Source organism: Bacillus sp. FSL K6-3149 (assembly GCF_038630515.1).
In the GTDB taxonomy this organism is placed as follows: domain Bacteria; phylum Bacillota; class Bacilli; order Bacillales; family Bacillaceae; genus Bacillus; species Bacillus pumilus.
Genome location: NZ_CP152034.1, coordinates 2,887,908 through 2,899,781, shown reverse-complemented (window position 1 = coordinate 2,899,781; position 11,874 = coordinate 2,887,908). Strand labels below are relative to the sequence as shown.

Annotated in this window: 16 protein-coding genes; 10 read left to right on the top strand and 6 right to left on the bottom strand. The window is 40.6% G+C overall.

All coding sequences use genetic code 11. The features are described 5' to 3' along the window. Window positions 1-8: 8 nt before the first annotated feature. The 3 genes from MHB83_RS14540 to MHB83_RS14530 form a co-directional block, all read right to left on the bottom strand. Window positions 9-1,502, bottom strand: coding sequence for a sodium:solute symporter (locus MHB83_RS14540; protein WP_050943914.1), 1,494 nt, complete (start codon window positions 1,500-1,502; stop codon window positions 9-11). Next, window positions 1,502-1,705 carry a DUF3311 domain-containing protein gene (locus MHB83_RS14535; protein WP_003215965.1) on the bottom strand — a complete coding sequence of 68 codons (204 nt, stop codon included), beginning with the start codon at window positions 1,703-1,705 and terminating at the stop codon, window positions 1,502-1,504. The genes MHB83_RS14540 and MHB83_RS14535 overlap by 1 nt, the downstream gene beginning before the upstream one ends. A 235-nt stretch (window positions 1,706-1,940) precedes the next feature. After that, a complete protein-coding gene (locus MHB83_RS14530; RefSeq protein WP_003215532.1) occupies window positions 1,941-2,558 on the bottom strand; it encodes a nitroreductase family protein in 618 nt (205 codons plus the stop codon). Between the two features lie 140 nt (window positions 2,559-2,698). On the opposite strand from MHB83_RS14530, the gene MHB83_RS14525 reads away from it, so the two are divergent. After that, the gene (locus MHB83_RS14525; protein WP_003215692.1) at window positions 2,699-3,031 is read left to right on the top strand and encodes a winged helix-turn-helix transcriptional regulator; all 333 of its coding nucleotides are present in this window, start codon (window positions 2,699-2,701) and stop codon (window positions 3,029-3,031) included. A gap of 75 nt (window positions 3,032-3,106) precedes the next feature. Next, window positions 3,107-3,325: a hypothetical protein gene (locus MHB83_RS14520; RefSeq protein ID WP_003215921.1), complete on the top strand. Its 219-nt coding sequence runs from the start codon at window positions 3,107-3,109 to the stop codon at window positions 3,323-3,325. A gap of 40 nt (window positions 3,326-3,365) precedes the next feature. On the opposite strand, the gene MHB83_RS14515 is transcribed toward MHB83_RS14520, so the two are convergent. Next, window positions 3,366-3,839: a hypothetical protein gene (locus MHB83_RS14515; protein ID WP_003216069.1), complete on the bottom strand. Its 474-nt coding sequence runs from the start codon at window positions 3,837-3,839 to the stop codon at window positions 3,366-3,368. Between the two features lie 86 nt (window positions 3,840-3,925). Between MHB83_RS14515 and rarD the strand changes: the two genes are divergently transcribed. The 4 genes from rarD (at window position 3,926) to bshB2 (ending at window position 6,231) form a co-directional block, all read left to right on the top strand. Then, window positions 3,926-4,840, top strand: coding sequence for an EamA family transporter RarD (gene rarD, locus MHB83_RS14510; protein WP_049754910.1), 915 nt, complete (start codon window positions 3,926-3,928; stop codon window positions 4,838-4,840). A gap of 78 nt (window positions 4,841-4,918) precedes the next feature. Next, a complete protein-coding gene (locus MHB83_RS14505) occupies window positions 4,919-5,200 on the top strand; it encodes a hypothetical protein (protein WP_003215525.1) in 282 nt (93 codons plus the stop codon). Beyond that, entirely contained in the window at window positions 5,197-5,547 is a 351-nt protein-coding gene (locus tag MHB83_RS14500) for a YojF family protein (RefSeq protein WP_050943916.1), read from the top strand. Before MHB83_RS14505 ends, MHB83_RS14500 begins: the two co-directional genes overlap by 4 nt. Before the next feature lie 18 nt (window positions 5,548-5,565). Then, entirely contained in the window at window positions 5,566-6,231 is a 666-nt protein-coding gene (gene bshB2, locus MHB83_RS14495; protein ID WP_050943917.1) for a bacillithiol biosynthesis deacetylase BshB2, read from the top strand. A 46-nt stretch (window positions 6,232-6,277) separates the two neighbouring features. On the opposite strand, the gene MHB83_RS14490 is transcribed toward bshB2, so the two are convergent. Then, window positions 6,278-7,639 carry an MATE family efflux transporter gene (locus MHB83_RS14490; RefSeq protein ID WP_342496431.1) on the bottom strand — a complete coding sequence of 454 codons (1,362 nt, stop codon included), beginning with the start codon at window positions 7,637-7,639 and terminating at the stop codon, window positions 6,278-6,280. Between the two features lie 58 nt (window positions 7,640-7,697). Then, window positions 7,698-7,823 (bottom strand): hypothetical protein, encoded by a 126-nt coding sequence (locus MHB83_RS14485; RefSeq protein WP_003215647.1) that lies wholly within the window; start codon window positions 7,821-7,823, stop codon window positions 7,698-7,700. A 78-nt stretch (window positions 7,824-7,901) separates the two neighbouring features. On the opposite strand from MHB83_RS14485, the gene cdaS reads away from it, so the two are divergent. From cdaS to MHB83_RS14465, 4 genes are all read left to right on the top strand, one after another. After that, entirely contained in the window at window positions 7,902-8,528 is a 627-nt protein-coding gene (gene cdaS / locus MHB83_RS14480) for a sporulation-specific diadenylate cyclase CdaS (RefSeq protein ID WP_034620466.1), read from the top strand. A 405-nt stretch (window positions 8,529-8,933) separates the two neighbouring features. Beyond that, the gene (locus MHB83_RS14475; protein ID WP_050943919.1) at window positions 8,934-10,250 is read left to right on the top strand and encodes a peptidoglycan endopeptidase; all 1,317 of its coding nucleotides are present in this window, start codon (window positions 8,934-8,936) and stop codon (window positions 10,248-10,250) included. Between the two features lie 75 nt (window positions 10,251-10,325). Continuing rightward, window positions 10,326-10,904: a superoxide dismutase family protein gene (locus tag MHB83_RS14470; RefSeq protein WP_106032559.1), complete on the top strand. Its 579-nt coding sequence runs from the start codon at window positions 10,326-10,328 to the stop codon at window positions 10,902-10,904. A gap of 89 nt (window positions 10,905-10,993) precedes the next feature. Beyond that, entirely contained in the window at window positions 10,994-11,872 is an 879-nt protein-coding gene (locus tag MHB83_RS14465; protein ID WP_050943921.1) for a MoxR family ATPase, read from the top strand. Window positions 11,873-11,874 lie beyond the last annotated feature (2 nt).

Here is an 11,874-nt window from a genome sequence, read left to right as displayed (position 1 = left end):
TTTTATATTTACGCGTTGTTTCCCATCGCTTCTGTTTTGTCTTGATCTTTTTCAAATAGTTCATTCATGACAGAATTGGATGTGACCTTCTTTTGGAAGAATGGATTCAAAATCAGGATGACCACAACGTTTGCTAGTAAACCAAGAAACCCTTCATAAAGACCGAACGTGACTTGTGAGATATTGGCTGTAAAGGTGACGATGATGCCAACAACTAACCCCGCAATCGTTGCTTCTCTCGATTGTTTTTTCCAGAACAAGCTGATCGCAATGGCTGGGAAGATTTGAACCATTCCTGAAACACCAATGAGCTGAAGCGTCACAAGTGCTGTTGGGAAGAGCATTCCGAATAATAGAGCCAGTCCGATCACGATAAACACCATTGAACGAGTGATGATGGTCAACCTTTTAGGTGATACATTCGGATGAATTAAGTCACGATATAAATTATTGGCAAATAAATTCGATGCACCAATGGCCATGATCGAGCATGGAATGAGGGAAGCCAGTGCAATCGTTGAATAAGCAAGACCCTGCATCACGCCGCCATATGATGTTTGAATTAAATGAAGAAGTGCAAATCTTGGATTTGTATCTTCTGGTAAGACCAAAAAGGCAATAAATCCAAGGAAGATGACCAAAATCAATACGATGTTATAAAGAGGCAAAAACATGCTGTTTTTACGGATAGCATCTGCACTTTTTGCTGTAAATACCCCTGTTGCCGCATGTGCCCACATAAACAAAGCAAGGGCAGAAACACCTGAAGCGGTAATGAACCATAAAATGCCTTTAGGACCGCCGTCAGGAATTGTCAGAAGCTGTGGAGCTTCCTTAGCTAACGTATTCATCATCGGAGTCCAGCCGTTAAAATGAATGATTGGCAGTGAAACCACCATAAACAGCATGATGACCCAAACGAGAATATCCTTAATAATGGCTGTATATGTAGGACCTTTAATCCCGCTGAAAAATGTATAAAGTGCGACTAAAATAAATGAAATAATAACAACTGCATTCACATTAATATAACTAGTTCCAGCGACAGTTAACGTATCTTGAATCCCGCTCAGTTGAAGACAAATATAAGGAATGAGCATAAGTACTCCAATAATTGCAATTAGACTGGATAACAGCTTGCTGTCAAAGCGCTCACGTGCATAATCAGCGAGCGTTGTGAGGTTGTGATTCTTCGCAACCGTCCATAGCTTTGGTAAGAAGAAATAAGCAATAAAATACGCTAGAACTGAATAGGGAATAGCGAAAAAAGCGACACTTCCAGCTGTATAGGCTGTACTAGTGAGCCCTAAAAAGGTATAAGCTGTGTATAAATCTGCGCCAACGAGGAACCAGACGAGCAGCCCGCCAAATTTTCTCCCGCCGACAGACCATTCCTCTACTGACTGTCTGGATGATTTATCACGGCCAGCGGCAAATCCAATGACCACGACTATGAAAATGATACTTGCTGTAATCAATAAAGCTGTTAAATTTCCTTGCATTAGTCAGTTCCTCCATTTGAATGTTGCATGCGGTAAATGATGAATGTACAGACTGGTGTGAGAACAATCCATAGTAAGAGCCAGAAGTGGAAAAAAGGCAGGCCTATCACAAATGGATGGATACGATTCGCAAAGGGCAGCAGTGCGAGCTGTCCGATGAATGGAATCGCTATAAGTAGTGCCAGTATCAATTTTTTATTCATGATTTCCTCCTGAATTTTTTGTAATTTCATAATAATAGCAGTTGTCAGATTAGATCACAAGACCATTTTCAGAAAAAACAATCATTTCGCTGAATATCATACTAATATAACGCTTTCATTCTTAAAAAGGAGAAAAAGTGGAGGTGAAAAGGGGTAAAGTGAAAAGAAAATATGCAGAAATAATATTGAAACCAAATAAAAAAACCTCAGCATGAAAGCTGAGGCCTTGCCAATTTTAAAGGAAATCAGATACTTCTTCGATGTCGAAACGATTGCTTTTATGAGCTTCTTTCGCTGCTTTACCAACTGAAATCAGCATGACTGGCTCATATCGGCCGCTTACATTGAATTCTTTGATGTAGGCGTCTTTACTGAAACCACCCATTGCGCATGTATCATAGCCCATTGCTTTTGCAGCAATCATTAATTGCATAGCAGCTAATGAAGCATTTGAATACGCAGCTTCACGTGCATACTGCTCGCTTTGGTATGCGCCATTGATTTGAGTCATCAATGTTTCTTTGATGTCTTCAGTAATGAAGCCTTGTTCTGCCAGCTCACTGTAGATTTTTTCACCATTTTGATTGGCTTCAAGATCACCTAGTACAGCAATAACAGCTGATGCTTGTGAGATTTGCTTTTGGTTGTAAGCGATTGGAAGTAACTTCGCTTTAGATTCAGCACTATGGAAGACAGTGAAATGCCAATGCTGAAGGTTCCACGCGGATGGTGCTTTTGTTGTGATATCAAGAAGCTCTGTTAACTCTTCTTTTGTCATTTCATGAGTTGTATCGTACTCTTTTACTGAAGCTCTTTGTTTTAAAATGTCAATCGTTTTTTGATCAGTCGCCATGTGGATATTTCCTCCCGTTTTTGCAAATAATATGGTACAATAACTAAAAAGTGAGAAACTTACTTATTGTAACTAGAGATATATTTTAAATTGTATACCGTTAGTTTGTCAAACAATCATGAAAAGAAAGGCTGAAATTTATGGAATTTCAATTATGTCCACACATTCAGCAAGCTTTTTTACTGCTAGGCAAAAGGTGGAACGGTCTCATTATTCATGTATTGCTTGATGGTCCAAAGCGTTTTAAAGACATGACGGACATTATCCCATCCATCAGTCAAAAAATGCTCGCAGAGCGTTTAAAGGAACTTGAGCAAGAGGGGATTATAGAGCGAACTGTATTGCCTGAGACGCCTGTGAAGGTCATTTACTGTTTAACTGAAAAAGGAAATGCGCTAAATGATGTGTTTCATGAGGTATCTAGGTGGGCAGGGGAATATACAGAATCTCATGAAAAAAAGGAACAAGCCTAGTTTCAGGTTTGCCCAAACGTTTTGACTCCTGATGAATATGCTGATCTTAGGCACATGACAAAGGAGGAGAAATGCATGTACCCTCATACTCCGTATTTCCGAGGCGGCGCCCCTGGCATTCCGCCATATGAATCCAGAGTCCCTTTGTTTTTTGGTTTTGGCGCTCCTTTAGTCGGCGGACTGCTTGGCGGGTTTTTAGGAAGTGCGATTTTTAATTATCCCCGTCCATATTACCCACCACCACCACCGCCTGTTCCACCACCTTATGGCGGAGGATATCCACCATACTATTAAGAAAAAAGAGTAAGCCTGCTTCTATATCAAAGCAGGCTTTTTATAATGGAATATCGATTTCAGAAATCCCCGGATCATCATGCTTTAAAAACATAATCTCCAAAATACCGTCCTGATACGAAGCCTTCGTTCCTTTTCTTTTGACAGCAGCAGGGAGGACGACTTTCTTCTGCGTGCCTTCCTCAGGAAAATGATCAATAAACAGCAGGTTGGCTGTATGTTTAATTTTTACTTTTTCTGTGCTCGGCCGAGCAAGCTCAATCTTAACGAACACGTGATCAGTGGTTTCGAACACTTCCACTTCGGGTTCTTTTTCTTTTTTGACGTCTGTTTCTCTCGTTTTTTGATGTTGAGAGAGTGGGTCCTGAAAAGGGAACTGAGCAGGATAATTGGAGCCGAATACACTTTCCATCACTTGATTGACGTACTGCTCGACGTCTTTAGGGTCTGAATTCTTTAAGGCTTCTTTTGAAAATTGCTTTTGAAAAGGGAATAATCGGTTCCAGTCAAACATGCAAATCATCCTTTCTAAATGCCCTGAATTAGTATATGCCCATTCACTTGAGTGCGTGCTATAATATACGATAGGTTTAGAAAGGAATGGTTAGATTGAACGAACAACAGCAATCAAAAGGTGTTCTCTATACGGCAGCATCTTTTACATTATGGGGATTATTCCCGTTATATTGGAAACTGATGGAGCATATTTCGTCAGGCGAAATTTTAGCGCACAGAATTTTATGGTCATTTGTTTTTATGTGCGGTATTCTTCTGTATTTAAAACAAGTCCGGCCGGCGATGCAGACAGTGAAGGGTCTCATGCTCGATGGCAAGGCACTTTTTTCATTACTATTATCTGCTATTTTAATATCGGTTAACTGGTATGTGTACATTTGGGCAGTCAACCATCATCTTATGCTAGAAGCTAGTTTAGGGTATTATATTAATCCGCTTGTCTCTGTTTTACTAGGCATCATTTTCTTGAAAGAGCGGCTCAATAAATTACAAACCATTGCGATTTTAATTGCCGCAGCTGGGGTGATTCTTTCTACGATTCAGTACGGTTCATTTCCTGTCGTGGCAATATTACTTGCCTTTAGCTTCGGTTTTTATGGATTGATTAAAAAAAGAATGAGCTTCACGAGTGCCATTGGTTTGACAATTGAAACGCTGCTTCTAGCCCCGGCAGCTCTTGTGTACTTATTGTTCTTCTTAAAAGAACCTGTGGTGACAATGAATCCTAACAGCTTCGGATCGCTTGGTCTCTTATTCTTTGCAGGGGTCTTTACTGCGGTACCGCTTCTTTTATTCTCTGAAGGGGCAAAAAGAATTCCTCTTTATCAAGTGGGTATTTTACAGTACATTGCACCAACGATTACGCTGTTTTTAGGGTTATTTGTGTATCACGAGCATTTATCTTCAGCTAAAATTGTGACGTTTCTTTGTATCTGGGTGGCGATTTTATTGTTTACGACCTCTCAATTACGCATGAAAAAAACAGCGAATTCTCATTAAGTCCTACGAGCAGTTTGCTTTTTTTTGAAGGCGGATCATGTCATAATAAGTTGTTACCAAAACTGTAGAGGTGATTACATGTCATCAGCCAATGAGCTTACAGCTGCTTATCAATCTTTATGGAAAAATCGTCAGCTTGATGTCGATGATATGTCTTCTTTACACGAGGCAATATGTGATGATTTAAGCGATGCGCGCACTCATCCGAGGGCGAGAAAATCATTTCATCAAAAATATGTACTCGCTGTAGAGAGAATATTAGAAAGTGGGCTTCGGCATGATCATCAGCTGCAGCTGATCAGCTTACATACAAAAAAGCTGCGCGAATTAATTCAAAATGAAGGAAGGAACCACTCATGAAACCAATTCAAACGGAAGATGTCACAGCACATCTTGAATCGTTTTTAAATCGTCCAGTCTTCGTTCATCTTGAAACGACCACTGGTTCTTATTCAGCTCATGTAAATGAACAAAATATGACGGTCGTTGCCTATATCCGCAATGCGAAAGTCGTCTATTCACAGGCGAAAATAAAAGGACAAGGTCCGTACCGTGTTGGAATGAAAACAGAAGATGGCTGGATTTACGCAGAAGGATTAACGGATTATGTGTTTGATGACCATGGCCGCCTGCTGTTAGCTGGGCACTTGCCAGACGGGAAACTAGCGATCTCATTACAAATTAGTGAAACACCATTTCAGGTGTAGAAGAAAGGGTGACGAGTCATGAATGAACATGTACTAGTGATGCTGCCTCACCCAGATGATGAATCGTTTGGGGTTGCAGGTCTCATTGCACAAAGTAGAAAACGCGGCATCCCAGTCACGTATGCATGCGGGACACTTGGGGAAATGGGCAGAAATATGGGCAGCCCAACATATGCTAACCGTGAAACACTTCCTGAATTAAGAAAACAGGAATTAATCAGCGCCTGCAAAGAAATGGATATCACAGACTTACGTATGCTTGGACTTCGTGATAAAACATTGGAATTTGAAGACGACGAGTATTTAGCTGATGTGATGGAAACCATCATTGATGAAGTCAAACCTACACTGATTGTGACGTTTTATCCTGGACACGGTGTACATCCTGATCATGATGCGACAGGGGAAGCGGTGATTCGCGCTCTTTACCGTAAGAAAAAAGAAGATCGTCCTGTCACATACTGCATGGCCATTACGAAAAATAGAGAAGAAGTGCTTGGAAATGCAGATATTACGATCGACATTACAGATGTAGCAGATATCAAATTAAATGCACTGAGAGCGCATAGAACGCAAACAGAAGGCATGCTGAGAGAGCTTGAACAGAAGCTGAAAAACAAAGAACCTGTCGTCCAAAAATGGTTCGATGAAGAAATTTTCTGGACGTACCAATGGAATGACTAAATAAAAAAAGCAGCTGACATTGATCAGCTGTTTTTTTGTGTCGTATTTAGTGATTGGGCGCTTGTTGAAGCAATCGTTTTTCAATCAATCTGAGACGGATAAAGAGGACAATGGCACCAGCGGCAAGTCCGGCAATGAGACCAATCCAATACCCAAATGCCCCATAGGAGGTATAGGTGCCAATCAGATAGCCGGAAGGAAGGCCGATCACCCAGTATGAAACAAATGCGGCAATGAGCGTATAGTTAACATCTTTATAGCCGCGCAGCGCCCCTTGAATGGGTGCTGCAATGGCATCTGACAGCTGGAAAAAGATCGCATAAATCAAAAATTGCTGTGTCAACTGTAAAACAGCCGATTCAGCTGTGTATAAACCAGCAATCTCTGGTCTAAATAATAAAATGAGTGCTGCCGTACACAAGGAGAATAATACCGCCGTTCCAATTCCGATATAGCTATAGCTTTGCGCGTCTTTATAACGCTTGGCACCAGCTTCAAACCCAACGACAATAGTTAAAGCCATCGAGATACTGAGCGGTAAAATATATAAGATGGAAGCAAAGTTCATCGCAGCCTGGTGACTTGCAATAGTCACAGTATCAAAGTGACCCATTAATAACGTAACTGCTGCAAAGATACTCGTTTCAAAAAAAATCGCAAACCCAATAGGAAGACCGATTTTCAGTATTTGCCCCATACGGGAGATATTGATTTGAGGCAGTTTCTGAAACAAACGAAATGAGGCAAATGGTTCTGCTTTCATGACAATACAAATACTCATGATGAAAATCGCCCAATACGTCAACGCAGAAGCAAGACCAGCTCCCGCACCGCCAAGCTTTGGAAAGCCAAAATTCCCAAAAATAAATACATAGTTTAACACAAAGTTAATCGGAAGTGCTGTTAACGTGATAAACATCGTTACACGTGTTTTCCCTAATGCATCAATAAATGACCTGAGCACCGAATAACCAAACAGCGGGATGATACCAAAAGCAAGAAAACTTAAGAAATGCCGCGCAATATCCTCTACGGATTGCTCAAGTCCAAGTCCCCCTAATACGTAAGGGATGCTAATTGTTCCAATTGCAATCACACAGATACTTAAAATAAAGGATAAATAAATCGCCTGAAAGACAGCCTTAGGAACATCTTTTTTATGCCCTGCGCCCATCAGCTGAGCGACAATTGGCGTAACGGCCATTAATATACCAGCAAGTCCTGTATAAACGGGTGTCCAAATACTAGAACCGATCGCAACACCCGCAAGGTCTTCTGCACTCACTTTTCCAGACATCACGGTGTCTAAAAACGTAATAAGCGAAAGACCCGCTTGAGTGATTAAAATCGGAATCAAAATGGTTAAAAATAGTGTCACCTTAGCTCGAATGCTATTTGTTTCTCTCATCATAAGTTCCTCTCTGAACAGAAATAACGAGAGGATTATATCATGCTATGTAAAAAAATCAATTCTCTGTCGGATTATTTTTCTTAGATGGCTTCGTTTTTTTAAACATTTGGGCATAAATAAAGGAAAGACTGACAACACCTAAAATGCTGCAAGCATATTGAATCACTTTCTGAATGGTCATATTAAGTCACCTCCATAACAATAGAATGCACATAATTTGTTATTTTATGACAACGAAAAGGAGGAGGGAAAAGGTCAAATGATCAATCGTACGAATGAAGAAGTGCAATTTAAAGTGGGCATGAGAACACACTTGATGAAAATTATGAAGGATGCAAGTGACATTATCGATTCCCTTGATGAGATTGAGCAATGTCTACTTTGTGATCTCGAGTCATTACATGATGAGTTTAATGAAATGCATGCAGAGGCTTCCTCGTTTTATTTACAATCGTATATGGAAGAATTCACACCTGGATTTGCTCAATTTTCGTTAGCCATTGAGAGCTTATCAAAACAAAAGCACGGGGCACTGATTGTGATACAAAGGCGGGATGAGGTCGAGGATTTTATTCAAAGAGGGACAAATCTCCATGCGAAAATTAGTGCTTCATTAATTGAAAGCATTTTCTACCCAGGAAATCCACTTCATGATGGTGCGCTTTTAGTCAAAGAAAATACGCTCGTATCTGCGGCAAATGTGCTCCCGCTTACTTCAAAAAAAGTCAGTCCTTCTCTCGGGACAAGACACAGGGCTGCGATCGGACTCTCTGGTATGACCGATGCACTTGTTCTCGTCGTTTCAGAGGAAACGGGTAAAATGTCATTTGCGAAAGAAGGAGTCCTTTATCCGCTTACTGTAAAAGAACCTGAAATCAGAAAATAAAAAACCAATCGCTGCATTCTTCATTCGGAAGGATGCTTTTTTCATTTGAGGAGAAAAAACAGGCAATTAAGTAAAAAGTCATTTGATACAGAAAAATTTGTCATGTAGAATAGAACTATGAAACTAGCAGCGTGCTTGTTTTGACAAATTTCTAAACGTCAACTTAAAAATTCCTTAAAAAATGTTTATAAATACAGCAAACGGCCGATACAAACGATATGGCTTTGTTTTAGCATTTTGAGTTGACTGCTTTAGCCTATTTGTTATTGCCCAACGTCTACATGTCGAGTAATATAATAGAAATAAAGATAAAATAGTGCAAGAGAAGCAGAGTCGTTAAATGCTAAACTTAAAACTAGTACATAAGTCTTGTTGAATGAAATCATGAAAGGCGGAGATTTATCTATGAAGAAAAAAGTAGTAACCGGCCTCACAGTTTCAGCGATCGCTGGCTCAGCTGTGTTTGCTGCACCGGCAGAAGCACAGACGATCAAGGTGAAAAGCGGTGACTCACTTTGGAAGATTGCCGAACAGTACAATACAAGTATTTCGGAGCTTCAATCTCTTAATCAACTAAAAACGACGATGATTTTTGCAGGACAAAGCTTGAAAATTCCTGGCGCAAAAAGCAAAAAATCCAGTTCGTCAACTGGTTCAAAAGCAACGAAATCAAATGCTTCAACGACATCAAGCTACACAGTAAAGCTTGGAGATTCTTTATGGCTTATTGCGAAAAATCATAAAATGTCAGTGGCAAGCTTAAAAAGTCTAAACAGCTTAAACAGTGACTTAATTCGTCCTGGACAAAAGCTAAAGGTATCTGGAAGCACGAAGACAAGCGGGAGCCAGTCATCAAACTCCTCTTCAAATTCCAGCTCAAACAATAAGACAACGAACTCAAATAGTTCATCTTCATCAAGTACATACAAGGTCAAATTAGGGGATTCACTCTGGAAAATTGCCAATTCGCTCAATATGTCGATTGGTGAAATCAAAACATTGAACGGATTAAAATCTGATATGATTTATCCGAATCAAGTATTGAAAGTAAAAGGGACGGCTGCATCAAAACCAAGTCAGCCGAAACCTACTAAACCAAGCAATTCAAACAGTAACCAGTCTTCAAGCGGGAAAGCAACATCTTATACTGTAAAATCAGGCGATTCTTTATGGAAAATTGCGAATCAATTTAAAGTGCAAGTTCAGTCCATCCGTACAGCCAACAGCTTAAAAAGCGATGTGCTTAGAATTGGACAAGTTCTCAAAATTAATGGTGCAGCTTCAGGCTCAACTGGGTCGAATGGTTCTACGTCTAACGGCTCGACAAAGCCGGTCAACAATAACAAACCCGATGTGCCAATGAATGCAAAAATCACGACGATGATTCAAGAAGGTAAAAAGCTGACAGGCATTCCTTACAGATGGGGCGGCAATACACCATCTGGATTTGACTGCAGCGGCTTTGTTTATTACCTCATTAACAAGGTTTCGTCTGTATCCAGATTAAGCACAGCAGGCTACTGGAGTATGATGACACCTGTGAGCACACCTCAAGTTGGCGATTTTGTTTATTTCACAACGTACAAAGCGGGTCCATCTCATATGGGACTATACCTTGGCGGAGGAGATTTCCTTCACGCAAGTGACAACGGAGTGGGGATCTCAAACTTAAGCAATCCATATTGGAAAAAAGCCTATTTAGGTGCAAAACGTTTCTTCTAAAAAAGCCGATTTTCGGCTTTTTTTGTTTGCCCATTGATCAGGTTGTCCATACTGATATTAAAAGGGGGCAATCATATGAAAAAGTCAGTGTGGTTGATCATGATGTGTCTGGTCTTTGTTGCAACAGCTTGTCATGCACCGCCGAAAAAAGAAACGACAGAAGAAACCATTGAAGTTGCAGCACCTAAGCAAGCACCAGTTACCACGTCACTCATCAATGAAAACGGGCAAAAAATAGGGAGCATCGAAGTAAGAGACTCCTCAGAAAACGGGCTGGATTTACATGTGAAAGCGAAAAATCTGCCGCCAGGTCCTCATGGCTTCCATATTCACGAAACAGGAAGATGTGAAGCGCCAGATTTTGAAACGGCAGGGGCTCACTTTAATCCAACACACCGGGAGCATGGCTTTGATAACCCAAAGGGTCATCATGCTGGAGATATGCCTAATTTAGAAGTTGGGGCAGATGGACAAATTGATGTTGTCGTGAATGTACCAGATGTGACGTTAAAGGGAGGATCGAACCAATTAATCGATCAAAATGGGCGTAGCTTTATCATTCATGCAGAAGCAGATGATTACTTAAGCAACCCTTCTGGAAACTCAGGGAAACGCATCGCATGCGGAGCGATCACAAAAGAAATGGTAAAATAACAGATGTCTAGCCTTTATGTATTGAGTGCATAAAGGTTTTTTTAGTATACTTGGTGAGGAAAATGATCGAAGAGAGGAATTAATCATACATGTTTAACGAACAATTACTCCCAGAAGAAATTCAAGCAATGATTGAAGCAAAAGCAAAAGGACTAGAAGAAGAATTCCGTCCGCTTATTGGAACAGGCGGCTATGAATCACAGGACACGTCTATCATACAAGATGCGATGATTGCACTAGCACTCGGCAAAAACGTTCTTTTAAAAGGGCCGACTGGTTCAGGTAAAACAAAATTAGCAGAAACTTTATCTGCTTTCTTTCAGCAGCCGATGCACAGTGTGAACTGCTCGGTTGATCTTGATGCAGAAAGCTTGATTGGCTATAAAACCATTCACAATGATGGTCAAGTTGCTTCTATTGAATTTATTGAAGGACCTGTAACGAAAGCAATGAAAAAAGGCCATCTTTTATATATTGATGAAATCAACATGGCAAAGCCAGAAACCCTGCCTATTTTAAACGGTGTACTCGACTACAGAAAAATGATGACAAATCCATTTACAGGAGAGGTCGTTCGAGCAGATGAAGGCTTTGGCGTGATAGCGGCAATCAACGAAGGTTATGTCGGCACAGTGCCTTTAAATGAAGCGTTAAAAAACCGTTTTGTTGTCATTGACGTTCCATATATCGGCGGCGGCATCTTAAAGGATGTACTGCAATCTCAATCTGTATTAAAGGATGAACGTTTAATCGATCAATTCGTGCAGCTCTCATCAGACCTCATTACACAGGCACACAACGGGCAGGTGAGTGAAGAAGCAGCATCCATTCGCGCCCTTCTAGACACATGTGATCTTGCGCAATACATCCCGCCGCTTCGTGCAGTTGAACGAGGGATTGTTGAAAAGCTAGAAGATGACCGGGAAAAAGCAGCGGTAAGAAATATTGCCCAAACATTATTCGAGTGAGG

What these genes read in the sequence shown, in the direction of transcription:
- MHB83_RS14540 (WP_050943914.1), bottom strand. Translation starts at nt 1,502, where the DNA reads ATGCAAGGAAATTTAACAGCTTTATTGATTACAGCAAGTATCATTTTC.
- MHB83_RS14535 (WP_003215965.1), bottom strand. Translation starts at nt 1,705, where the DNA reads ATGAATAAAAAATTGATACTGGCACTACTTATAGCGATTCCATTCATC.
- MHB83_RS14530 (WP_003215532.1), bottom strand. Translation starts at nt 2,558, where the DNA reads ATGGCGACTGATCAAAAAACGATTGACATTTTAAAACAAAGAGCTTCA.
- MHB83_RS14525 (WP_003215692.1), top strand. Translation starts at nt 2,699, where the DNA reads ATGGAATTTCAATTATGTCCACACATTCAGCAAGCTTTTTTACTGCTA.
- MHB83_RS14520 (WP_003215921.1), top strand. Translation starts at nt 3,107, where the DNA reads ATGTACCCTCATACTCCGTATTTCCGAGGCGGCGCCCCTGGCATTCCG.
- MHB83_RS14515 (WP_003216069.1), bottom strand. Translation starts at nt 3,839, where the DNA reads ATGTTTGACTGGAACCGATTATTCCCTTTTCAAAAGCAATTTTCAAAA.
- rarD (WP_049754910.1), top strand. Translation starts at nt 3,926, where the DNA reads ATGGTTAGATTGAACGAACAACAGCAATCAAAAGGTGTTCTCTATACG.
- MHB83_RS14505 (WP_003215525.1), top strand. Translation starts at nt 4,919, where the DNA reads ATGTCATCAGCCAATGAGCTTACAGCTGCTTATCAATCTTTATGGAAA.
- MHB83_RS14500 (WP_050943916.1), top strand. Translation starts at nt 5,197, where the DNA reads ATGAAACCAATTCAAACGGAAGATGTCACAGCACATCTTGAATCGTTT.
- bshB2 (WP_050943917.1), top strand. Translation starts at nt 5,566, where the DNA reads ATGAATGAACATGTACTAGTGATGCTGCCTCACCCAGATGATGAATCG.
- MHB83_RS14490 (WP_342496431.1), bottom strand. Translation starts at nt 7,639, where the DNA reads ATGAGAGAAACAAATAGCATTCGAGCTAAGGTGACACTATTTTTAACC.
- MHB83_RS14485 (WP_003215647.1), bottom strand. Translation starts at nt 7,823, where the DNA reads ATGACCATTCAGAAAGTGATTCAATATGCTTGCAGCATTTTAGGTGTT.
- cdaS (WP_034620466.1), top strand. Translation starts at nt 7,902, where the DNA reads ATGATCAATCGTACGAATGAAGAAGTGCAATTTAAAGTGGGCATGAGA.
- MHB83_RS14475 (WP_050943919.1), top strand. Translation starts at nt 8,934, where the DNA reads ATGAAGAAAAAAGTAGTAACCGGCCTCACAGTTTCAGCGATCGCTGGC.
- MHB83_RS14470 (WP_106032559.1), top strand. Translation starts at nt 10,326, where the DNA reads ATGAAAAAGTCAGTGTGGTTGATCATGATGTGTCTGGTCTTTGTTGCA.
- MHB83_RS14465 (WP_050943921.1), top strand. Translation starts at nt 10,994, where the DNA reads ATGTTTAACGAACAATTACTCCCAGAAGAAATTCAAGCAATGATTGAA.